This window comes from Paracerasibacillus soli (assembly GCF_042432965.1).
GTDB classification, from domain to species: Bacteria; Bacillota; Bacilli; order Bacillales; family Amphibacillaceae; genus Paracerasibacillus; species Paracerasibacillus soli.
Window position 1 is genome coordinate 1 of the sequence record NZ_JBHLWL010000043.1, and the last position, 23,464, is coordinate 23,464.

General features: G+C 36.0%; 17 protein-coding genes, 14 tRNA genes, 2 rRNA genes and 1 riboswitch. Of the genes, 7 read left to right on the forward strand and 26 right to left on the reverse strand.

Annotated features, from left to right (window positions below; genetic code table 11):
• Positions 1–144: 144 nt before the first annotated feature.
• Complete coding sequence (locus ACFFIS_RS12790; RefSeq protein WP_390187906.1) at positions 145–570, reverse strand: HTH domain-containing protein; 426 nt, start codon at positions 568–570, stop codon at positions 145–147.
• 562 nt (positions 571–1,132) lie between these two features.
• The gene (locus ACFFIS_RS12795; protein ID WP_390187907.1) at positions 1,133–1,285 is read right to left on the reverse strand and encodes a small acid-soluble spore protein P; all 153 of its coding nucleotides are present in this window, start codon (positions 1,283–1,285) and stop codon (positions 1,133–1,135) included.
• A gap of 304 nt (positions 1,286–1,589) precedes the next feature.
• On the opposite strand from ACFFIS_RS12795, the gene ACFFIS_RS12800 reads away from it, so the two are divergent.
• Positions 1,590–3,332 carry a SulP family inorganic anion transporter gene (locus tag ACFFIS_RS12800; protein WP_390187909.1) on the forward strand — a complete coding sequence of 581 codons (1,743 nt, stop codon included), beginning with the start codon at positions 1,590–1,592 and terminating at the stop codon, positions 3,330–3,332.
• 172 nt (positions 3,333–3,504) lie between these two features.
• On the opposite strand, the gene ACFFIS_RS12805 is transcribed toward ACFFIS_RS12800, so the two are convergent.
• Together ACFFIS_RS12805 and ACFFIS_RS12810 are read right to left on the reverse strand one after the other, a co-directional pair.
• Entirely contained in the window at positions 3,505–4,185 is a 681-nt protein-coding gene (locus ACFFIS_RS12805; RefSeq protein WP_390187910.1) for an ABC transporter ATP-binding protein, read from the reverse strand.
• On the reverse strand, positions 4,166–6,694 hold the full coding sequence (locus ACFFIS_RS12810) for an FtsX-like permease family protein (protein WP_320378388.1): 2,529 nt from the start codon (positions 6,692–6,694) through the stop codon (positions 4,166–4,168). Before ACFFIS_RS12810 ends, ACFFIS_RS12805 begins: the two co-directional genes overlap by 20 nt.
• Positions 6,695–7,001: 307 nt before the next feature.
• Between ACFFIS_RS12810 and menC the strand changes: the two genes are divergently transcribed.
• The gene (gene menC / locus ACFFIS_RS12815; protein ID WP_320379737.1) at positions 7,002–8,117 is read left to right on the forward strand and encodes an o-succinylbenzoate synthase; all 1,116 of its coding nucleotides are present in this window, start codon (positions 7,002–7,004) and stop codon (positions 8,115–8,117) included.
• 156 nt (positions 8,118–8,273) lie between these two features.
• Here the strand turns inward: menC and ACFFIS_RS12820 are convergent, their stop codons facing one another.
• Both ACFFIS_RS12820 and ACFFIS_RS12825 read right to left on the reverse strand, forming a co-directional pair.
• Positions 8,274–8,405 (reverse strand): DUF4181 domain-containing protein, encoded by a 132-nt coding sequence (locus ACFFIS_RS12820; protein WP_390187920.1) that lies wholly within the window; start codon positions 8,403–8,405, stop codon positions 8,274–8,276.
• Between the two features lie 198 nt (positions 8,406–8,603).
• Entirely contained in the window at positions 8,604–9,533 is a 930-nt protein-coding gene (locus ACFFIS_RS12825; protein WP_320378387.1) for a manganese-dependent inorganic pyrophosphatase, read from the reverse strand.
• 448 nt (positions 9,534–9,981) lie between these two features.
• On the opposite strand from ACFFIS_RS12825, the gene ACFFIS_RS12830 reads away from it, so the two are divergent.
• Both ACFFIS_RS12830 and ACFFIS_RS12835 read left to right on the forward strand, forming a co-directional pair.
• Entirely contained in the window at positions 9,982–10,425 is a 444-nt protein-coding gene (locus tag ACFFIS_RS12830; protein WP_390187912.1) for a DinB family protein, read from the forward strand.
• An 87-nt stretch (positions 10,426–10,512) separates the two neighbouring features.
• Positions 10,513–11,631, forward strand: coding sequence for an NAD(P)/FAD-dependent oxidoreductase (locus tag ACFFIS_RS12835; protein ID WP_320378385.1), 1,119 nt, complete (start codon positions 10,513–10,515; stop codon positions 11,629–11,631).
• A 288-nt stretch (positions 11,632–11,919) separates the two neighbouring features.
• On the opposite strand, the gene ACFFIS_RS12840 is transcribed toward ACFFIS_RS12835, so the two are convergent.
• Positions 11,920–12,549, reverse strand: a complete 630-nt coding sequence (locus ACFFIS_RS12840; protein ID WP_390187914.1) for a YczE/YyaS/YitT family protein — start codon at positions 12,547–12,549, stop codon at positions 11,920–11,922.
• 440 nt (positions 12,550–12,989) lie between these two features.
• Here ACFFIS_RS12840 and ACFFIS_RS12845 point away from each other — a divergent pair, with 440 nt between their 5' ends.
• Positions 12,990–13,328 (forward strand): hypothetical protein, encoded by a 339-nt coding sequence (locus ACFFIS_RS12845; protein ID WP_320378383.1) that lies wholly within the window; start codon positions 12,990–12,992, stop codon positions 13,326–13,328.
• A gap of 628 nt (positions 13,329–13,956) precedes the next feature.
• Here ACFFIS_RS12845 and ACFFIS_RS12850 read toward each other — a convergent pair.
• Entirely contained in the window at positions 13,957–15,624 is a 1,668-nt protein-coding gene (locus ACFFIS_RS12850) for a ribonuclease J (protein WP_390187915.1), read from the reverse strand.
• 361 nt (positions 15,625–15,985) lie between these two features.
• Positions 15,986–16,088: riboswitch (SAM riboswitch) on the forward strand.
• Positions 16,089–16,177: 89 nt separating this feature from the next.
• On the opposite strand from ACFFIS_RS12850, the gene ACFFIS_RS12855 reads away from it, so the two are divergent.
• Together ACFFIS_RS12855 and ACFFIS_RS12860 are read left to right on the forward strand one after the other, a co-directional pair.
• On the forward strand, positions 16,178–16,930 hold the full coding sequence (locus tag ACFFIS_RS12855; RefSeq protein ID WP_390187916.1) for a cyclase family protein: 753 nt from the start codon (positions 16,178–16,180) through the stop codon (positions 16,928–16,930).
• A 120-nt stretch (positions 16,931–17,050) separates the two neighbouring features.
• A complete protein-coding gene (locus ACFFIS_RS12860; protein WP_390187917.1) occupies positions 17,051–18,157 on the forward strand; it encodes a 5-methyltetrahydropteroyltriglutamate--homocysteine S-methyltransferase in 1,107 nt (368 codons plus the stop codon).
• A 106-nt stretch (positions 18,158–18,263) separates the two neighbouring features.
• Here the strand turns inward: ACFFIS_RS12860 and ACFFIS_RS12865 are convergent, their stop codons facing one another.
• From ACFFIS_RS12865 to ACFFIS_RS12950, 18 genes are all read right to left on the reverse strand, one after another.
• Positions 18,264–19,454: a DUF4317 domain-containing protein gene (locus ACFFIS_RS12865; RefSeq protein ID WP_390187918.1), complete on the reverse strand. Its 1,191-nt coding sequence runs from the start codon at positions 19,452–19,454 to the stop codon at positions 18,264–18,266.
• 328 nt (positions 19,455–19,782) lie between these two features.
• The gene (locus tag ACFFIS_RS12870) at positions 19,783–20,439 is read right to left on the reverse strand and encodes a LiaF transmembrane domain-containing protein (protein ID WP_320378382.1); all 657 of its coding nucleotides are present in this window, start codon (positions 20,437–20,439) and stop codon (positions 19,783–19,785) included.
• Positions 20,440–21,056: 617 nt separating this feature from the next.
• Positions 21,057–21,130: transfer RNA gene (locus ACFFIS_RS12875), tRNA-Arg, on the reverse strand.
• A 57-nt stretch (positions 21,131–21,187) separates the two neighbouring features.
• Positions 21,188–21,261, reverse strand: a tRNA-Ile gene (locus tag ACFFIS_RS12880).
• 11 nt (positions 21,262–21,272) lie between these two features.
• A tRNA-Gly gene (locus ACFFIS_RS12885) sits at positions 21,273–21,346 on the reverse strand.
• Positions 21,347–21,436: 90 nt separating this feature from the next.
• A tRNA-Phe gene (locus tag ACFFIS_RS12890) sits at positions 21,437–21,512 on the reverse strand.
• A 163-nt stretch (positions 21,513–21,675) separates the two neighbouring features.
• Positions 21,676–21,768 (reverse strand) — tRNA-Ser (locus ACFFIS_RS12895).
• Positions 21,769–21,790: 22 nt separating this feature from the next.
• A tRNA-Ile gene (locus ACFFIS_RS12900) sits at positions 21,791–21,864 on the reverse strand.
• Positions 21,865–22,011: 147 nt separating this feature from the next.
• Positions 22,012–22,084, reverse strand: a tRNA-Ala gene (locus ACFFIS_RS12905).
• 6 nt (positions 22,085–22,090) lie between these two features.
• Positions 22,091–22,167 (reverse strand) — tRNA-Pro (locus tag ACFFIS_RS12910).
• Between the two features lie 9 nt (positions 22,168–22,176).
• Positions 22,177–22,250: transfer RNA gene (locus tag ACFFIS_RS12915), tRNA-Arg, on the reverse strand.
• Between the two features lie 3 nt (positions 22,251–22,253).
• Positions 22,254–22,342 (reverse strand) — tRNA-Leu (locus ACFFIS_RS12920).
• Between the two features lie 10 nt (positions 22,343–22,352).
• A tRNA-Lys gene (locus ACFFIS_RS12925) sits at positions 22,353–22,425 on the reverse strand.
• Positions 22,426–22,578: 153 nt separating this feature from the next.
• Positions 22,579–22,655, reverse strand: a tRNA-Asp gene (locus ACFFIS_RS12930).
• A gap of 172 nt (positions 22,656–22,827) precedes the next feature.
• Positions 22,828–22,903, reverse strand: a tRNA-Val gene (locus tag ACFFIS_RS12935).
• A 7-nt stretch (positions 22,904–22,910) separates the two neighbouring features.
• Positions 22,911–22,985: transfer RNA gene (locus ACFFIS_RS12940), tRNA-Glu, on the reverse strand.
• A gap of 95 nt (positions 22,986–23,080) precedes the next feature.
• Positions 23,081–23,196: ribosomal RNA gene (gene rrf, locus ACFFIS_RS12945) — 5S ribosomal RNA — on the reverse strand.
• 186 nt (positions 23,197–23,382) lie between these two features.
• A 23S ribosomal RNA gene (locus ACFFIS_RS12950) occupies positions 23,383–23,464 on the reverse strand; the annotation flags it as partial.

Below are 23,464 nucleotides of genomic sequence, written 5' to 3' on the forward strand. Positions count from 1 at the left end.
GTCTACTAAGTTCTGCTGCTTCTGAAAAATAACGATAGTAGCCCGATCGAGAGACTCCAACTAATTCACAAAGGTAGCTTACCATCCTTTTTAAGCTGTGTTTTTCAATCACATACTGGATTAACTGAAATTTTTGTTCCGCCGTTAATTTCTCTTTTTCTTTATCAACAACCTTTCTGCTAAATCGATCTTTTTTAGTAGTTCATTTTCTGCACGTAATAATGCATTTTGTGCCTCTAACCTTGCATACTTTTCTTCCATACTTAATTCACGCTTAAGTGGACGTCCTGAAGAGTATTTACGAGTATCCTCAAGCCCAGCTACTCCATTCTTTTGATAAGCAGTACGCCATCTATCTAAAGCTGATTTCGCACGTTGTTTACCTACGATTTCAAGATCAAATCCTGCATCTTCAAAAATCTGATGTGGAAATTTTCCTTCCTCATATTCTTTAATAGCCCTTGCTTTAAATTCATCTGTATATGTTATCGCTTTTTCGCTAACCGCTTTCACATAAGGATGTTTCATCAGTAATTTCTGTTCCTGATCTGTAAATAACTTTTTCGACATGTTCTTCCGCTCCATCAATCATATATTTTATTTCATTATAAATGAAAGTACCCTATAAGAGAGACCTTTTTTTAAGTGTCTTTCTTATAGGGTACATTTTAAATGCACACAGCCCCTTTTTTTTCACCTTTACATATTATATAGATTTACCAAACGACAAAGCCATAAATATTGGTGGTGCTGGAACAGAAACGTATTGGTCAATCCACAGACTGACCGAAGCGTAATATCTCATTATCGCTAAGTAAATTGAAGGTGCACATTAAAGTAACATTTCATCATCAATGTTTATTGCATTTAAATGACATTAGTTGTACGAGCAAATAGTAAATTTCCATTACTAATTTTATTTGACTATTTAATTTAGGAACTTTTGGATTATGATTGCTTTCTCCAAACAAAAACAAAGCTAGGCTCAATCAATAGTGCCTAGCTTTGTTAAATATTTCCTTCACATATTTTCTAACGCATTATGACTGAACTGTTAATCTAATTAACATTGAGAGGTGCAACCATTGTAGCAAGTACCTGAAATCATAGTTTAGATTATTTATCATTGCTTTTATAAGCCATGTCCAGGATTTTTGTTTTGCCGCGAGTGATTCGCTTGCTTCACTTTTTTTGATCCGTCCAATGACTCTCCGTATGGTAAATCTGGACTCTTTGGTAAGTTAGGATTTTTATTTTGCTTTGGTCCTTTAGGATTATTACCCATGATAAACCTCCTTCATACTTTCTTTACTGCCATAAATTATAATCCTTTGTTCCTATATCCCTTATTATGGGTCAATGAAATATACCTATCCATTCAATTTTTCCCTTTCAAGTCTTTCAAATGATTACCAGCCGTCTTCATGTATTTTAAAACCATGAACATGAATATTTACGCAATATATGGTATAATTATTTTGAACAAAATAATATAATTAAAATTTTCTAATATAAATGAGGTCACCTTAATTTGTCCTCATTATATTTTTGTGAAAAAATAATATAAGTTTAAGGAGAGATCAGAAAGATTGTTCAGTGATGAACGATTTAGTGGCTTAACAAAGAGAGATATACGTCAAGATCTAGTTGCTGGTGTGACTGTAGGGATTGTTGCAATGCCACTTGGGATGGCTTTTGCAATTGCGTCGGGGGTAAAGCCAGAATATGGGCTATACACAACCGTTATTGCTGGAATTTTAGTTGCAATTTTTGGTGGTTCAAAATATCAAATAGCAGGACCAACTGGAGCTTTTATTCCAATCCTACTAGCAATCGTTCTAGAACATGGTTATGAAAATTTATTAATTGCAGGTTTTCTAGCTGGAATTATGCTTGTTTTAATGGGGATTTTTAAGCTAGGTGGACTAATTAAATACATTCCCCGTTCCGTAACCATTGGATTTACATCTGGCATTGCTGTCATTATTTTTAGTGGACAAATAGGGGATTTTCTAGGAATTGAAGGACTAGAGAAAAAGCAATACTTTCATGAAAACATGATTCAGCTAGCTCAAAACATCACAAGCATTAATATGTTTAGTGTGCTCACCGCTATAGTAGGACTTCTAATGATTATTTTCATTCCTCGCTTTTTTCCAAGGGTTCCAGTTCTCTTAATAGCACTTGTTGTTCCAACTGTAATAGCAGTGCTCTTTTACCCTGGTAAAGTTGCGACAATAGGTACTGTATTTGGGGGTATCCCACAAACATTACCGACTTTTTCATTTCCAAAAATAACATTAGAAAAAATCATGTTATTATGGCAATCAGCTTTTGTTATAGCCATGCTCGGTGGAATTGAATCTTTGCTATCTGCGGTAGTATCGGATGGTATGACTGGAACAAGACATCGTTCCAACCGTGAACTTGTAGGTCAAGGTATTGCAAACATCGTTACACCACTATTTGGTGGCATTCCAGCAACTGGTGCAATAGCTCGGACTGCAACAAATATTAAAGCTGGTGGGGTTAGTCCATTATCTGGTATTTTCCAGGGAGTCTTTGTTCTTATTACTTTGCTCTTATTTGCACCTTACGCAAGTAATATTCCTTTAGCAGCAATGGCACCGATTTTAATGGTCGTTGCTTATAATATGAGTGAAATAAAGTCATTCTCCCATATCTTAAAGTTAAAAACAGCTGATTCACTTGTTCTTGCGACTACATTTCTTTTAACTGTATTTGTTAATTTAACGACCGCGGTACAATTCGGTTTACTTTTAGCAGCGATTTCATTTATTAAGCGAATGAGTGAAGTCCTTGAAGTTGAAAAAGTCCATCCTTATTGGGCAAAAGATGACTATAATAGTAATGGTACGAAACAAGCACGATACGGTACAAGATGTCCTAGAATATCCTTTTTCACTGTAGCAGGCCCATTATTTTTTGGCGCAGCAGATAAATTTGAATCAATCCTAACACAGTCTATTAACAAGCGCCCAAATGTCATTATTTTAAAGATGAAGTATGTCTCCTTCTTAGATGCAACAGGTGCAGAAAACTTACGCTCACTCGTAAATGACTTTAAAAACAACATTGGAGGAACAATACTTTTATCAGAGGTAAATAAAGATGTGTTGGAATTTATGAAGGTATCCGGTTTATATCATGAAATTGGTGCGGAGAACTTTTTCAGTGAATCAAAATATGCTGTAGATTATGGTTTACAACTTATCGAGAGAGAAAAATGCCTGAAGTGTTCTCGTACAAATAGTAAATCTTGTGCGGTGTTTACACATAGCTCAGAAATGGATGAACAACAGATTAGTTAGTGTTACACAAATGATTTACTAGTTAACAATCTAGAGGAGCGATGACTTTTGTAATTCGCTTCTCTTTTTTATTATAATAGCATTTACATGTCAAAGGATGAATAATATAATAACAGGATGATCATCCAGTCATTATTTCGACTTCATGATCACCCCTTTGTCTTTCATTTCCTCATCCAGCTTCTACTGATTTTATCTGTAACAGTCCATCTCTCATCTCAAAATGCACATCACCAACTGCTGCTAACTCTTGATCATGTGTGACAAATACAATTGTCGCACCTTGTCTGTGTATTTCCTTTAAAATTTTCATTATATGATTTCTATTGTTCATATCTAAATTTCCTGTCGGTTCATCGCATAAAATTAATTGTGGGTCATTCATTAATGCACGTGCAATAGCAGTCCGTTGTTTTTCTCCACCAGATAGTTGTGCAGGCATATGACTTTTTCTCGGTAAAAGGCCAACTGTATCTAGCAGTTGAATGGCCTTTTCTTCTACTATTTTTCTTGGCTCATATGGTAATAATGGAATCATGACGTTCGTTAACACGTCAAATTGATCAAACAACTGATAGTCTTGGAAAATATAGCCGGTATGCTTTCTTCTAAATCTCCTACGTTCTTCTTCGCTCGCATTCATCATATCTAATTCTCCAATTTCTACCTTGCCACTATCAACCTGTTCAATAGCTGATATACAACGTAATAATGTCGTTTTTCCAGATCCAGATGGCCCTGTTATCGTTAACCAGTTTCCAGATTCGATTGTGATGTGCAAATTCTTTAATACATGAATGGATTCCATACCCGTTTTGTATGTCTTATTGATATTATGAAGCTTTATTTGCAAGCTTATCGCCTCCTTTACTCTCAGCTCTTTGTAATGAATATAACGCTCCAACAAGCGTGATAGCTAAAACAAGTACAATACCTGTTAATCCGAGTAAAACTGTCATCACATTTACTTCTACTAATATCGCTGTAATGATCATACTTATGAGATAGCCGATAAAACTAGTCAATCCTGCCCAGATAAGCACTTCTTTCATAAAGTATCGCCTAATCGCTCTTCTACCCCAACCGAGATATAAAAATAAGTTAATCTCGGCTTTACGCTTTTCCCACAGACGTTGTAATGATTGATAGACGGTAATAAGACTTAATGTATATAAAAGTACAAGGACGATTATAAACATCCCTTCAATTTCCCCATGTATATAAGTGCCGAGTCTTGTTTCGGTTGTTGTCCGCACATTTTGTTGAATGAAAAATGGCAAAAAGCTCGTTAAAATAGTAATTAAAATAAGTTGTACACAAGAAGCAAGTAAGTTAAAACGATAGAACCATATATTTTGGGTTGTAATATTTTTTCTATGGCTTCTCGTTTGCCGTTCATGTTTTCTTCCTTGCGCTAACTCTGCAATCACATAGAGTAGAAAACAAATCCCACTAACAATAAACGAATACACCAGTGGTTGCCATTGTCCCTGCCAAAAGCCAAATACCGTAAAGCCAATCACCACAACCATAACCGGCAAACCTATCATCCAGGCCCACTCTTGGTAACGGATTCGTCTAATAAGTTTTTCCGACCAACCTAATCGTGCAAGTAATTGTTCGTCTTTTTTCCGATCTGCTAGTAAGTTGAAGAAAGTGAAGCCAATAAATGTCAAGGCGACTAAACTGTACAACACGGTTAAAACAACTTGAAGCACGTTCCAACTCGATAGGACAGTGTCCGCAGCTCCTAACGTCGTAAACGGTTGAATAACTTTCCCTAATCCCTCGACTTCCACAGTCATATCTTGTAAAGATGCTCCTGCGACAATATCAACAGTGAAGCCTTCCTTTTCCCATGCTTCAGCTAACTCCCGAATGAGTGTAGCGGCCTGCTTATCATATCCCGTAATCCCTGCAATTTTGACACGAATGGCATCAATCGGCGCTTCTCCTTTTGCCTTTTCCGCATGTTCAATAGAAATAAGACCATGTGCAGGTGTTGTAATAAAACTACCAGGTACAGCGGAGGGATGAAGGGTTACCGATTCATCAGATGCTAAACGGGGTGCCTCACTTCCATAAATACCCAATGGTGCAGAGGCTAATGTCTTGGTATTTTCCTTAATTGAAAACGTGCCATTTTCAACGAACCCGAAAAATTCGTCATTGTTTATAGCTAGATTATCGTTTTCATCTAATTGATAGAATTCGATTTCTTCCATATCTCGATATGTCGGTACACCATACAACTTGTCCACGCCCGTTTGTTTCACAAATGTCGTATTATCTTCTCTAATCTCATATTTAACTGGTGCAAGACGATAACCAATCCGTTGGCTATGCCAGTGAAATGTCCCTCCCACTGGGCCATCTTTTGAAAACATGTCCTCTTCCAAAGCAAGTTTCATGTCTTCATCTAAATAAAGTAGTTTCTGTTGAAACGGTGAATGTGTTTTTTCAGGTACAAGTTCAAATGTCTTTTCTGCATTCATTCTTTTTTTGCTTATATACTGTTCTACTATCTCGTGATAAAGGGTCGGATTTTGATGTAATGTTAGATATTTAGCTCCCTCTACAAATTTACTCTCCCAAACTTCTAATTCTTCTTTTGTGACGTCTTTCAAATTATCTATTGTAAATTGAATAGTCACTGGAACAGAAACATCCCTTAGGCTCATAATAGGTATGGAGTAACTACCATTTTCATACGCCTCCGAATCGTAAACTTGTTCTGTTAGTGGTGTAAAATCATACTTTGTTAACTCTCCCTCCTCATTTGGATCAATAGCAACTACTTGATGAAAAGAAGATGGAAAGTTAAATGAAGCAATCTCTCCACCAAGATAATTACTATCTACATCCAAGGAGGAAGCAAAAGTTAAAAAATCCTCTACTTTATTTCCAAAGTCATACACAAATTCCTTATCAGTAACGTATTTATTTACCCCATCATCCGTTTGATATGTAACTTCATAATATGTAGCCTCTTCCTCCAATTTTTCCATCATCCAAGTACGTTCGCGTGCAGTAAACAATCCAATCGAAGCAACAGGTGCTGCAATCTCCACTTGGGGATGATTTTTTATTGACTCCCACTGTTTCAGCGTAATACCACCATCACCAATACCAAGGTAATTTTCTTCTATCACATGTAATTGTTTTTCTATTTGTGTACGAGCATTAGGTGGACGAATTAATATGTCATACGTTCCACGTGCAAAATCTGTAATATCTTGGGTTACCTGCTGTTTAGCTTCTGTCATCGTTGAGAATGTGTAGGAAACGGTGCTTATGACGACAATCAATACGATTATAATAATGTATAAAAATTGCTTTGAATATAATTTGATTTTTTTCATATTACCTCCGTTTTGGGGCTCTCCTAAAAAAGCATAGTATTTTGTATATTAATAACATTATATACAATTAGGGGGGGTGTCAACAACCAGATAAAGCCTTTTGCATAGTATAAGTATTTTTCTAAAGCTCGTCTTAGTCCATGATGTTAAATCCTAGCTTACATTTACACATGGAGATTTCTCTGATAAAATTCGAAGGATGAGCGTACTTAACATGCGAATGACAGCCAACGGAAAACTTTCAAGTCATTTGGATGTATACTAGCGAAATGAGCATAATAATTTTTATGAGGTGACAAAATTGACAATTCCAATTCAAAAGATAGTTTTACATAAACTAAAAATGCGGTTAAATAAACCTTTTTCCACTAGTTTTGGAACAATTAACGATAAGGAATTTTTCATTATTGAGGCTATAGATGATGAGGGAAATCATGGATTTGGTGAATCTGTAGCTTTTACAACACCTTGGTATACAGAAGAAACAACCGAAACATGCTTCCATATATTGCAAAACTTTCTTATTCCACTCTTACGTGAAAATAAAATTACACATCCTAACGATATTTCACAATTATTTAGTGTAATAAAGCGAAACAATATGGCAAAAGCTGCGATTGAAGGAGCTATATGGGATTTGCATGCAAAAAGACAAGGCATCTCACTAGCACAGGCACTCGGTGGTAAAAGGGAATGGATTGATGTAGGTGTTGCAATCGGTATCCAGCCGACAATGAAGGATCTACTTCATACAATTGAACGCCATATGGAAGCTGGATTTAAACGAATCAAGTTAAAAATTAAACCAGGACAAGATATTGAAGTTTTACGTGAAGTACGCCAAGCTTTTCCATATGTACCAATCATGGCAGATGCTAACTCAGCTTATACGTTAAAAGACATTGCCCTTTTAAAGGAGCTTGACGCATTTGATTTAATGATGGTGGAACAGCCACTTGCTCATGATGATATTGTTGATCATGCCACGCTACAACGGAAAATCAATACACCTATTTGCCTAGATGAAAGTATTCACTCGTTTGATGATGTCAGACACGCCATTGCTTTAGGTAGTTGCAAGATTATCAATATCAAGACGGGTCGTGTAGGTGGATTAACTGAAGCTGTCAGGATTCATGACTTATGTCGTGATAACGAAATACCAGTTTGGTGTGGCGGTATGCTAGAAGCGGGTGTAGGTCGGGTACAAAATATTGCCCTTGCCGCTTTAGCCCAATTTACATTACCTGCAGATATGGCAGGCTCAGCACATTATTGGGAAAAGGATATTATCTTCCCAGAGGTTGTGGTAGAAGATGGACGTGTTAAAGTACCAGATAGGCCAGGTATTGGGTATGAAATTGACCGTAATGCACTGGAACAGTTTACCGTACAGAAAATGGAATTTCATATTCATTCATAGAGTAGAATAATACATGTCTATACAAATTCCTAGACTGATATAGAATCAGTTAAATATTGCTATTCTGCTCAAGCCAACACATCTTATGATAACCCCTATTCAACTCACAGCACATGTTGGATAAGGGGCTATTTCTAAAAACAACGAAAGCTGCTTTTAATATACAATAAAAGTAAATATAATTAAGATAATGGTATAAGTTAGCGTCTCTATAAGGGTAATGATATATTCCTTAGTTTCGGGTTCATGTTTATATTCCATATACGCCCGAAAGCTATTAAGTACGATTCCAAAGTTTACATTTCATAAATCAAATGGAAGTTGGGCGCATCGCACTTGACTAGTCTATCTTTATTTGATTGATTTTCCCACCTACCGTTTCAGCTTACTAAAAACTTTCATGAAATAAAAAGACAATATAAAAACACGTCATTCCATATTTGAATAACGTGTTTTGAAATATATCTTATTTGTATCTATAAAATGTTATGCTTTAAATGCATCTGTTAAGTTTGTCACGATTTGTTTCTTACGGGAAACGACACCTTTTAATAGAGCACGATTATCAGACAATGATACGTCAAATGCCGATTCAACTTTTGCTGATTCTTTACCCATTGCAAGTACATCAGAGTTACTGTTTAAAATATCTGTCACAACGAGTAAGAATAAGGAAAGATTATCTTTTTCAATTACTTTAGCAATTTCTTCTTCAAACTCAGCTTTACGCTTATATACTTCATCCAAATCTATTGCGTTAACTTGCGCAATGACGACGTGACCGCCACCCATTTCAAATGTTTTTGCATCCATTTCAAGTAGCTCAGCAACCGATTTATCTCCTAAATCCGTACCAGCTTTTAGCATGTCCAGTCCGTATGCTTCTAAATCAATTCCCGCGATTTCGGCTAATTCACGAGCCGCATCTTCATCTTCCTTTGTGCATGTTGGAGATTTGAATAATAGCGAATCAGAAATAATAGCAGAAACTAATAGCCCAGCAATTTCTTTTGGAATAGCAACTTGTTTTTCTTTAAAAATTTTATTTAAAATCGTCGCTGTACAACCGACAGGCTCGGCACGAAAATATAGCGGATCCTTTGTTTCAAAATTTGCGATACGGTGATGATCAATTACTTCTGCAATTCGCACATCGCGAATATTATCAACACTTTGTTGGAATTCATTATGGTCAACCAGGATAACTTCCTCTACATCGCCATCAACCTTTTCAATAAAACGTGGTGCTTCCATTTTAAAGAAGTCTAATGCATACTGTGTCTCTTTATTTGGTTCACCCAATCGAACTGCTTCAGCATCTACCCCAATTTCCTTTTTCAAATAAGCATATGCTAATGCAGAACAAATCGTATCTGTATCAGGACTTTTATGACCAAAGATTAATGTTTTACCCATTTTCATTCTCCTTCATTTTCATATATCTCATATGTATGATAATTTAATTTAGAACTATTTTTTCATAACAAGGTTACCATATTTTTAAAGGAAATGCTCCATTTTTATCTGAATTTATTTTTTATGGATTTTCCATTCTCGTGTCGCTAGAAAATAGCTGGAGTCTGTTTAATGGTGGCACACGATGAAGCAGCGAAGACTCGGGTGTGGGCTTCAAGCATTTATACGTAGAACTTCAGCGCCAGTGAGCGCATCCTCTACATGATTTCAGCGGACTTCTACATGAGTAGCCGCTTCTTTTACATGATTTTAGCAGATTTCTACACGGAGGCGTGAAATTTCTAACAGTTCAATCCTCTACACATGTTATAAAATCATAATTCTTGTTCCTTTATCCAATTGAATTTATAGTTAAATATAGTACATAATCTTTGAGGAGGAATTTAACATGAAAAATCCATTTGAGTTTACAAGACAATCATTTTTGGAATTTGTGAAAGGCGTAGATGAGACAACTGCTGATACGAAATTGGAGAACTTTAACAATACAATTCATTGGCAAGTTGGACATGTACTTGTTTCAGCTGAAGGATTCCTATTTGGAAATGAGTCACAACATCTTCCAGCACATTATCAAGAATTATTTGCTACCGGTACAAAGCCTGCAGATTGGAAGGATAACGTTCCTACCCTTCATGAACTTATAAAACATCTAGAAGATCAGTACGTACGAATAAGTGAATTATCTGATGAGTTTTTGAAACAAGCACTACCATTTGAATTGCCTTTTGGTAATTTCAAAACATACGAGGACTTATATTTCCTTTCAATCCACCATGAAGCGATGCATTTAGGGCAAATGCAAGCAATGAAAAAAATGATAAATGCATAACTGTTCGTTTCAGCAGTGTCAAATAGTTAACCAAACAGTCATTTTGAATGACCATCTTATGATAATCTGAGCAAAGGAATTTTTTATATGAATAAATGTATTATTATCGGAGCCGGCATTATCGGTGCAACAACTGCATACCGACTTGCTAAATCAGGTGCAAATGTTGTCCTAATTGATGAAAATATTCCTGGGCGTGCTACACAGGCAGCTTCTGGTATCATTTGTCCGTGGTTATCTCAACGAAGAAATCAAGATTGGTATGAACTGGCTAAAAATGGGGCCCATTTCTATCCACAATTAATACAGGAACTTGAAGATGATGGAGAAATGGCAACTGGTTATGCAAAAGTTGGAGCCATTACGATACGCCAAAATGAAGCAAAACTGAATGAAATAAAAGAACGCGCAATTACCCGACGTAAAGATGCACCTGAAATTGGTGATATTCAACTACTTACACAAGCGGAAACAAAAGATATCTTTCCTCCTATAGCTGATGGATATGGGGCTGTTTATATTAGCGGTGGTGCAAGGGTGAGTGGGCAGTTATTACAAGATGCACTTATTCGTGCATCACAAAAATATGGTGCACAATTTATCGAAGGAAAAGCTTCTTTACACTTAATTGGAAATAAGATAACCGGTGTAAAAGTGAAAGATGAACTTATTGAAGGAGATATAGTCATTGCTGCTAATGGTGCGTGGATGGATAAGCTATTTGAACCGCTTCCTATCACGTTTCATAGCTATCCACAAAAAGGACAATTGCTTCATATCGCACTTCCAAATATCGATACAGCACATTGGCCAGTTGTGATGCCACCAAGTAATCAATCAATTGTACCATTCGATGATCATATTATTATTGGTGCTACACACGAGGCTCGGGAAGTTGGCTTTGATAGACGAGTGACTGCTGGTGGATTACATGAAATTCTGACTACCGCTTTAGAATTTGCACCAGGTTTAGCTCATAGTACCTTTCTTAAAACAAAAGTAGGCTTCCGTCCATATACACCAGAGTTTCTACCTGTCATCGGAAAACTCCCTCATTATGAAGGACTTATTTTAGCGAATGGACTTGGGGCTTCTGGCCTCACGACAGGACCTTTTATCGGAACACAACTTGCACAACTTGCCTTAGATGAAAATATTACAATCGATTTAAGTAAATATGATGTATCAAATGCAATTACATTTTAACGTATAGATGCGAGAAAAAGGCGGTGGTTCAAATAAAAGGAAGTAAACTTATCATCATTATGATTGCTATAGTTGTTGTCGTCATAGCGCTAACCTATATTTTAATTCAATCCATGTTTGTAGATCAGGACGATACTAAACAAGTACAGAATACAACTGTCCTATTTGCAAATACTTCATTATGTAAAGGAGAAGCTATGTTAAAATAGCCTCTCCTCTTCTTATTTTTACTTAACTTTACCAGCTGTTTCAAACTGATTTTCTACATTCTTCACTTTTCTATTAAAATTATGAAGAAACGTGTCTCCCCTTATTATCCAGTTGCTGTAAAAGTTGATCAGCCTTTACAAAAGCAAATTGAAACAATGGGCTCTGAATAAATGTAAAAATAAATGTAAACCAAAATATTGGACCACCCAATAAAAATCCAACTACCAACACCAAACATTCCGTTATAATTCGTACACGTCGAATTGGTAAAGCTAGTTTTTCAGAAAGAGATAACATGAAACCATCACGTGGTCCCGAACCAATTCTAGCTGCATTATACAGTCCACCTGATAGCCCCATCAAAATAATACCAGATATGATGATGAATATATCTGTCCACGTATGGGATGCGGTAGGCAAAATCTCTATCCATAAAAAAAAATCCACAAACGATCCGACAATAAGTGCATTTAAAAATGTCCCTATTTTCACATACTGTTTATCAAAAATCCAAGTCAAAACTACTAACGCCAAGCCAATTAATATATTCCACGTTCCAATAGAAAATCCAACTTTTTCATACAAAGCTACAGTTAATACATCCCACGGGTGAACACCTAGATGCTGTACGTTTATCGTTAGCGCAATACCTAAACTAAAAAAAATAAGTCCCACTAAAAATGTCGACCAGCGAATTACTTTAATCACGCACTCCCCCACTTCCTCCTCAAGATGTCAAAAGTTATGACACATGATGTATGATGACCTAAGTTCAGTCTTCAACAGCTTCCATCACTACGGAGCTTAAGCCCCTTTTCATTGTGCAATGTCTATGCGACAAAGGCAAGTATAGCAAGTATATGAAATGTCAAATAACGATATTAGCTGATCATCCTCCTCCATTATACATGCAGGCACACATATCCTTTCAATATTTCAATATCATTCATTCTCCTTCATCGTTTTTAGAAACGCAAAGAAATATTGATGCTTTTTTTGTTTAAGCGGTTTATTACACCTCAATTCAAAATATAAAGCGATAGTGATGAAGTAAATAGATGTATTATATTTGCAAAAGTATTGAAGTTAATAATATGATTGTATAAACAAAGTGAAAAAGTGATCAGTCAAATCTAGGAGGTACTAACATGGATATATCACTAACTACGCTTAAAATCTTAGTAGAAAATAAATTAAAAAAGAAAACCCTTATAAAAATAATGTGGAATGACAACGAAAAAGTAACATTACTTATTACGCCAAATATGAAAGTAAATTCATTTATTTATGATGAAACAGATGGCTATTTATTTTATGACAACGAAGGAAAACGCATTGAAACTGTCATCCCATGCATCCTAACAGGAGATTTATTAATAAATGGTAAAATAAAAATGGAACATATTATAAATCAGAATTTGCTAATTAATAACCAACATTTATCGAAAGAAGATATATTATTTTTAAGTGAGCATCACCCGAAGTAAGGAGCGCTACGTTTGCAGTTCGTAATAAAAAAACTACCCCCACTCACATTCTATCCATTCCTTCACCATATTCAATGAATGAAAAAATCCCCTTCAAAATACAGAGATGCAAGATTTATAGTAAAAGAACAATAACGAATTAATATATTACAACATATTGAGCTTAAGAGAACGGCTTGAGACATCATGAATAAATCGGCATTCTTTGGTTAATTTAATAATGTATCGTATGGACTCTATTTTGCATTTTACTGGAGGGATGATGATGGTTAAAGATAGCAAAGCAAATAAAAAAAATCGACATAACAAGCCAAAATTACCAGATGAACAAAGAAGAGGAAAAGGAAAGTCAAATACAAGAAATACTAATAATTAGTACAATACCACATGTAAAAATCGAGGCTGAATGAGGAGGTAAATTCCTATGTCAGCCTCGTTTCGTTATACTAACCACAACAAAAATTAGTTGCTTGACGATAACTAAAAGTCTGTTCATCAGTACGCCTTACATTAAACCCCATTTTGAGTTTTATTTTATTAAGTTACACTTGAACTTACAATATATGAACGGAGATACAATGAAATCGGCCACGTTTCCCCCGTATCTACAAACACTTTTCCCTTTACATCATATTTCAATCACAATAGGAATAATCATTGGATCCTTTCGTGTACGTTTATAAATATATTGTCCTACTGTTTTTTTAATTTGTCGTTTTATTACATTTCGTGAATTGCGGTTTTCTTCATATAAGCCACGAATCGTTTCAAGAATAACTTTGTTCATTCCTATTCTTAGTTCAGAAAACTGATTATCTATAAATCCTCGAGAAGTAATCTCAGGATCAGTAAGCATTTTCCCATCTTTTTTACTCATTGGCAAAATAATCATCAGCATACCATCTTCTGAAATTTGCCTACGGTCCCGTAATACAAATTCCATATCTCCTACATCTACACCATCCACATATGTACTGCCTGCTGGTATTTTCCTTGTACACCTGGCTGTGGATTGATCTATATCTACTACATCTCCATTATTGATAATAAACGTATTTTCTCTTTCTACACCAACAGATTCCGCAAGCTGTTGATGTAGATGCAACATACGATATTCTCCATGAATCGGAATAAAATAAGTTGGTTTCATAAGTGTAAGCATTAATTTTAGATCTTCTTGATAACCATGACCTGAAACATGCATGCCTGAACTACTTCCTGGACCGTAAATCACTTGAGCCCCTAACTGGAATAGGTTATCTACAATACTCGTTATTTTCTTTTCATTTCCAGGGATTGGACCTGCTGCAAGAATAACCATATCATCAGGTAAAATCGAAGCATCACGAAAATTACCGGTCGATAGGCGGCTAAGTGCAGCTAGTGATTCTCCTTGGCTTCCTGTACATAAAATGGTCACCATTTCTGGAGGTAATTCATTAATTTCCTTTGCCTCGATTAACATATTTTCAGGCACAGATAAATAACCACGATCCATCGCCACTTTGACGACATTTACCATGGACCTGCCAAGTAAAGCTAGTTTTCTATTTGTTTTTTCAGAAGCATTTACAACCTGCTGGACCCGGCTAATATTAGAAGCAAAAGTAGATACAATGACTTTCCTTTCCGCTTTCAAAAAAGCACTTTCCAAATTTTCTTCAACTATTTGTTCTGAAGGAGTAAAACCTTTTCGCTCAGCATTTGTACTTTCCGATAACAAAAGCAATACGCCCTTATTCCCAATTTCAGCCATCTTATGTATTTCGGAACGTTCATTACTGGCAGCTGGTGTCAAATCAAACTTAAAGTCTCCAGTGTGTACAATTGTACCTTCAGGTGTATCAAAGACAACTCCTAAACAATCAGGAATACTATGATTTACTTTAAAAAAGTGAATATTCATTTTTCCAATTGTAAATACTGTACTTGCATTAATCTCATGTAGATTACTTTCTCTTAAATAGCGATGTTCTTTTAATTTCATTTCAATTAATCCAAGTGTAAAACTCGTTGCATATACTGGTACATTCACTGTCTTTAAAAAATATGGGATACCCCCAATATGATCTTCATGACCATGTGTAACAATTAATGCGCGAACTTTTTCCTTATTCTCTAATAGATATGCAAAATCAGGAATAATTAAATCAATCCCTAAATAATTTTCATCTGGAAACTTATTACCGCAATCGATAAGTACAATATCGTCTCCATACTCGATAGCATACATATTTTTTCCAATCTCATTTAAGCCTCCAAGGGCATAAACCGATATGTTGTCGTTGGTTTTCAAATAATTACCCTCCCGCTTTACGTTTATTTTTAGTATATCCTTTGCGTTTTCATTTTATTTGTAAATATGCAATTTCTAATATTCCATGTATCTTGATATTAGTGGGCAATACCATTTTGCAATATAATCCTCCCTTCTTTACGAGATTCTACAACTTCAATCAGCAGAGATGGCGTGCTTGCGTTACGAATGAAGGCTAACAAAAAAGGCTAAGACAGCAATGTCAGAAGAAACGACACCTTTGTGACCAACATCTTTTAGACCCAAGTAAATGATCCTTTTCCTAATAATTTATAAATTATTGTTGACAGTTTACGATTTGTAGTGTATAGTTTGACTCAACTTAATATTTCAAATTTTTTTCTTATCAAGAGAGGCAGAGGGACTGGCCCTTTGAAGCCTCGGCAGCGGACTTTTTACAAGTACTGTGCCAATTCCAGTAGCAAATTGCTAGAAGATAAGAGGAGTAGTCAAGTACGGTTATCAAAATCCTCTTCTTATTTTTTAGGAAGAGGATTTTTTTATTTTAAATTTCATTTATGGGGTGATTTTAATGTCGATTGCCAAAACAGATAATGAGCTCTTACAGATTTTAAACGTTCTAAAAAGTAAAAAGTGGGTTGATCTCACACATACTTTCGGCCCACATTCTCCACATTTTGCGGCCTTTGAGGATGCGAAATTTGAAACACTTTTTACACATGATGATGGCTTTTTTGCGCAGCGTTTCAATTTTCCTGGACAATATGGAACACATATCGATGCGCCTATTCATTTCGTTCGTAATCAACGCTACTTAGACGAACTTAATTTAAAAGAACTGGTTCTTCCCTTAGTTGTAATTGATAAATCAAAAGAGGCAGAGATAGATAATGATTTTATCTTATCTGTAGATGATATTCTTCAATTTGAAGTGTTGCATGGGAAAATAGACCAAGGTTCATTTGTGGCTTTGCGAACAGATTGGAGTAAGCGCTGGCCTGATAAAGTCGCTTTTGAAAATAAAGATAAAGAAGGAAATAGTCACACCCCGGGATGGGGAATAGACGCCTTAAGATTTCTATTTGAGGAAAGAAAGATTCATGCTGTAGGCCATGAAACATTTGATACAGATGCAGCAAAAGATTTCCGTAAAAATGGCTCACTCATTGGTGAATATTATGTACTTGAACAAGATACTTTTCAAGTAGAGCTATTAACGAATTTAGATAAGGTACCTACAAAAGGGGCGGTCATTTTCAATATATGTCCCAAACCCGAAAAAGCAAGTGGATTTCCCGTACGTTCTTTTGCTATTTTGCCATAATACCTATTCATGATGATAATCATAACAGCACATGAATTGTGGATAAGATGAAACTTATTTTGAAGCAGTGCGTGATATTAATTTTAAAATAAAAAATATTATTTTAGGGAGAGATTTTATATGACAACTAAAACATTAGTAAAAGCTCCATTTCGGGCTGATCACGTGGGAAGTTTATTACGTCCAGAGAGAATTCATCAGGCTAGAAGAGATTTCCAGAATGGTAATATTACTGCACAAGAACTACATGTAATTGAGACAGAGGAAATTAAAAAAGTCGTTGACAAGCAAATCGAGGTAGGGCTACAAGCCGTTACAGACGGAGAATTTCGACGTAGATTTTGGCATACAGATTTTCTAGAGCATTTAATTGGTGTAGAGGGATACATAACTGAGCATGGCTTTAAATTTAAAGGTGAAGAAACCGAAAGATACGATGTTCGTGTTACCGGAAAAGTCTCGTTTAACCCTGATCATCCACATATAAAAGACTTTATTGAGTTTAAGGAAATTGTTGGCGACCGGGCAATTGCAAAACAAACCATTCCAAGCCCTAACCAATTATTCAATGCTGGTATCCGCAACAAAGAAATATATCCTGATATTGAAGCATATGCAAATGACATTATCCACGCCTACCGCGATGCGATTAAAGCGTTTTATGATGCTGGTTGCCGATATTTACAGCTAGATGATGTATATATCGCTGGACTTAATGCACCGGAGATTCCGTTCAATGATAGTGGCTATTCTCGTGAGGAATTAATTGATTTAGCATTACGTGTTGCAAATGGCGTTTTAGAAGATAAACCAGAAGATCTCATTGTAACTACTCATCTTTGCCGTGGTAACTACCGATCTAAATGGGCATTTGAAGGAAGCTATGCTAAAATCGCCCCAACATTATTTGCAAAGGAAAAAGTAAATGGATTTTTCCTTGAATACGATGATGACCGTTCTGGAGATTTTCAGCCGCTGCAATATATTACAAAAGGTGGCCCAAACGTAGTGCTAGGTCTATTCACATCGAAACATGGTCAATTAGAGGATAAAGATAATATAAAAGCACGAGTTGAAGAAGCAACAAAATATGTACCACTAGATCAACTTTGCATTAGCCCACAATGTGGTTTTGCATCTACTCATCACGGAAATATATTAACCGAGGAAGAGCAATGGGAAAAGTTAAAATATATTGTAGATATTTCAAAAGAGATTTGGAGATAAAATTATTTTAAACGAACAGCTATAAATGCTGTTCGTTTTATTTGTTTAATGAAAAGGTGAAGGGAAGAATATTGCTCATTACTTTCTGTCACCCATTACTTATGAATCAATCGTCCACATCTTTTGCTTTTTGGAATAATGCTTCTGGTATCATTTCAAATCCTTCAATCATTGTATTTTCTTCCAATTCAATCATGAGAAATAGTTTTCCGTTCAGATGAACTTGCCGAACATGTCTTAGTTCTTGTGGACTAATGGACAAGTCAGCAACTTTTGTCTTTACTTTGATTGATTTGGACGTAGGTTTTGGTACAATGTTACTTGCCTTCAACTCATATGATTCGTCATCAATCACAGTCTTAAAAGCAGTTTCAACTTTTTCCGTATTCACCTCTTCTACACCGCTGCTTCTCAGTACCTTTTCTACATCTTTATAGTCTAATTTTGGTATTTCTTCCTCTTCATTTTCTTCAATCACACGATAAATTTCATCATATACATTAGAGAGTGTCGAAGTATTAATTTGATCACCAGCAACATGCTTCACAATTTCTTCAAAAACAATTTTATCATCTTCAGCAGTCATGGTTTCTTCTGCGTTTAGTACTTCTTCGATAAAATGATAATTTAATTCATACTTTTTACCTGCAGAATAAAGAACATGATTTACATCTGCAGCATTGTCTGTAAAGCATGGGAACAGAAATCCTGAAATAGGAGCTTTCAAGTTAATAATTGGATCCACAACAATATTGTATTTAAACTCTTTTTCAACATAATCAAACAGTAGTTCTTTTTTTGGATCTTGCGTTTTATTCATACTGCATAAAATAAAAGAATTAGCATAAACAGAATCCCGCTCACTTTCTTCTGCCTCATCATTTCGGCGTTTCATTGGCTTCATATATTCTCCACGAATAAAGGTTATGACGATGTCCATTTCATATTGCTTTTCTTTCAGCATCTTTTCAACAAGCTGAAGCATGTGCGCTTTCCACTCATCAGTATCATTACTTAATAAGCCTTGATGAAGAATAAGTTGACTGCTATTATCTACATCACGTCGAAACTTTAATTCAAATAATTTCTCGTCTAATTGTCCGGATAATATCTTTTTAAAGTTTTCCATAAACAATTCTTTTTGTTCCTCTTCTAGCAAATCAAATGGTGAACTTTGTTGATGATAAATATCACTAGATTCCTTCATGATGTACACATTAAAAATCTCGTGAATTTTTAAAAGGTCATTATTTACCTTAAATTGTTTACGAATATTAGCTATATCTTTTTTATTCAATCTTATTCCGCTCCTAAGTTTGTTATTTAGATTTGCTTTCTATCTAAATAACAATATTATAATTAACCGTACTCCTAGACATATCATCTTATTTCCACTTGTTTGGTGTATGTCCCCACATCTGTCTATACTATCACACTAGCATTAATTATTTTATCATAGTTTCTATTTAACTCCCTAAACAATTTAAGTATGAAAACCTGCACAGTGGCATTACAGGATACTAATTGTTAAATATTGCTTATCTTTCATCATCATTTTAAATACAAAAACACCCCTATTGGAAATGCTTGCAAAATAAGGGGTGCTCTTTAAATAATACTTAAAACTAATTTCTAAACTCTACTCCACCCAGTACGACTAGACAATTAATTTTCAGGCCCGGTAAACTCCCGTCATCGCTATAAATTCTCGTATTATCTTCCCATGCCCCTAAAATTGGAATACCTGATACTTCAACACGGACACTTTTAGGAACAATAATGGTAATTCCGCCTAGAACACAACTTAAATCAATTGTTGCTTCATCTAAAATTACCGCCTCACGAAGATCAATTTCTGAACCGCCTAATACATTTACAATACTTCCACCTTTTAAATTCGTGGAGCGACTTTTAATGCTTGCACTACCTAATAAAGCAAATGAACGAAGCTCTCTCGTTGAATGAGTAACGCTATCCAGTCTTTTTCTCGTAAAGATTATGACCAAACCGATAAAAATAAAAATTAGTGGTAATACATATGGAATTAAATTCACTTCATACCATTCATTTACTAGAAATAAAATACCCATTAATAAAAACAAGAGACCTGAAATGGTAGACGAATACGTTCGATTAAGGAGCTGAATGACACCAATTATTATAAAAATAAACGGCCAACCGGTAGATAAAAACTGCACCAAGTCAATGATATGCGCTTGGTGTAAGAAAAAACTTATACCTAAAACTAGAAAAAGTAAACCTAACCAGACTCTACCCCTCATTGAAAAACCACCTTTATAAAATGATTGATATACATACTGTTCATTTTTAGCTAGCACATTGCTGATAACGAATAAATCTGTACAATAATGAGAGTCTATTCACTATCTCAAAAACTCAATAACATTCAACAGACTAATATATAAACAAATTTTACTAACTTAAAATTGGTGACCCTCTATGTACAGCTTAGCATTTTGTAACATAAGAGATGGATCGATTACTTTTTCGATATCTCTCCTTTAGCAAGACCATGTGTCATATTTATGATCAGCATGTGCTCCATCTTCTAGTCCGTGTTTAACGTCATATTTTCGAATCGCTCATGTATATGCATCATTATAACACCCTTCAGATAAAATTTATATATAAATTCTGAATTATATAGACAAAATTATATCACCACGTTTTATTTTCCTCTACTATTATTTTGTTTTTTAATTTACTACCTATTTCTCTTTGAACACGAAGCTACAGTAATCATTGCATATTCCAATCCCCTGTCCTAAAAGTTCGATACAAAAAAAGATTACAATTAGATTTTCTCTAATCGTAATCTTTATAGATAAACTATTTTTCTGAAATAAAAACTTAAATGAACTAAAATAACAAGATGTTACGCGCCCTAGAGGATTCGAACCTCTGACCCACAGCTTAGAAGGCTGTTGCTCTATCCTGCTGAGCTAAGGGCGCATTTAATGATATGATCAATTTATATAATGGATAGATAAACCATATATTATATTATAATGGGCCTGAGTGGACTCGAACCACCGACCTCACGCTTATCAGGCGTGCGCTCTAACCAGCTGAGCTACAGGCCCATAAATAAAAATGGAGCGGGTGAAGGGAATTGAACCCTCGACATCAGCTTGGAAGGCTGAGGTTTTACCACTAAACTACACCCGCATAGATTAAAACTTGTAGAGATATTTAGTTAAGCATAATTTAACAGTAGTAGTTTTTTTTAGCAATCAAACTACTAAATTGTTTAAAATATGGTGGCTCGGGACGGAATCGAACCGCCGACACAAGGATTTTCAGTCCTTTGCTCTACCGACTGAGCTACCGAGCCGTATATATCACTTTAAACAGTTTCACGTATTAACTAATCAGAGATAGGTCAATGCTGAACCTCGTCATACTGCCATGAAGATACATTCCTTCTATACAAACATACAGTGATTTTTTAAAGAAACCTAAAGGCTTGCTATGCTAGTATAACTGTTTCATTAAAGTGGAGGAGGTAGAGGGATTCGAACCCCCGCGGGCTTTTACACCCCTGTCGGTTTTCAAGACCGATCCCTTCAGCCAGACTTGGGTATACCTCCGAATGATAATAATGCTTTGTAATGGACCCTGCAGGACTCGAACCTGCGACCGATCGGTTATGAGCCGATTGCTCTAACCAACTGAGCTAAGGGTCCAATAATTAGTTAGGTATCTGGTAAGAACAAACATATGAATAAAGTCACATACCAGCGCGTTAACTACTTCGCCTAATTTGAGAAGGCTATTTACAAAAATAAAATATAGTGCAATGGTGGGATTTGAATCCAAACACCAAAGAATAATGGAGCCTAGCGGGATCGAACCGCTGACCTCCTGCGTGCAAGGCAGGCGCTCTCCCAGCTGAGCTAAGGCCCCTTTAAATGGTCGGGAAGACAGGATTCGAACCTGCGACCCCATGGTCCCAAACCATGTGCTCTACCAAGCTGAGCCACTTCCCGCTTCATTAACGCGCCCGAGAGGAGTCGAACCCCTAACCTTTTGATCCGTAGTCAAACGCTCTATCCAATTGAGCTACGGGCGCTAATGGTGCCGAGGACCGGAATCGAACCGGTACGGTAGTCACCTACCGCAGGATTTTAAGTCCTGTGCGTCTGCCAGTTCCGCCACCCCGGCCAAAAATGAATGAGCCATGCAGGATTCGAACCTGCGACCCTCTGATTAAAAGTCAGATGCTCTACCAACTGAGCTAATGGCTCGTGTTATAAATAATATGCTATTTCCATATAAAAAAAGTTAGATAAGCTCGCTACTAAAAATATTTCATTAAAAATATTAGAGAGCTCGGTTACCTGTAGCCTATTAGCTAGACTTTTTACTCGTTATTCTATGAACCTTACTAGAAGAAGTAATGGCGGTCCGGACGGGACTCGAACCCGCGACCTCCTGCGTGACAGGCAGGCATTCTAACCAACTGAACTACCGGACCTTATTTATACTTTACAGTAATACTGTCTCTTTAAAATTAGAATTATTAAAAATAGTAGTTTCAACGTAGTACGTATAATTAGGTTAGTATTGAGATAGTTTTTTTCCTATGAACTTATGCGCCTCATTAGGTTAAGAGCTGAAATACTATTTCCCTTGAGATAATAAACAAATGGTGGAGGATGCAGGGCTCGAACCTGCGACCCCCTGCTTGTAAGGCAGGTGCTCTCCCAGCTGAGCTAATCCTCCGTATTTATGGTGACCCGTACGGGATTCGAACCCGTGTTACCGCCGTGAAAGGGCGGTGTCTTAACCGCTTGACCAACGGGCCAATATTTTTATTAAAGGAATAGCATAAGTCAAAAACCATTTACGCAATCGTCTTATACTGTTGTGGGGGACATACTTCATAATAAAAGTAATTTTGCCTGGCAACGTCCTACTCTTGCAAGGGCAATGCCCTAACTACCATCGGCGCTGAAGAGCTTAACTTCTGTGTTCGGTATGGGAACAGGTGTGGCCTCTTCGCCTTCATTACCAGGCCAACAAGATACATATTGTTCATAGGATATGAACAACTTTAATAGACTTCCTATTTACCGATCCGCTATTACTTGTCCAATCTTTCTTAGAACAAATAATATATGTAATTTATTATTTGCGTCGCGGCTTTTTGTACCTCAAAAACCAAATAAGAAATGTAATAAACTATCAACTATAGTAAGAAGCTAGTCAAGTCCTCGATCAATTAGTATCCGTCAGCTGCACATGTCACCATGCTTCCACCTCGGACCTATCAACCTTATCGTC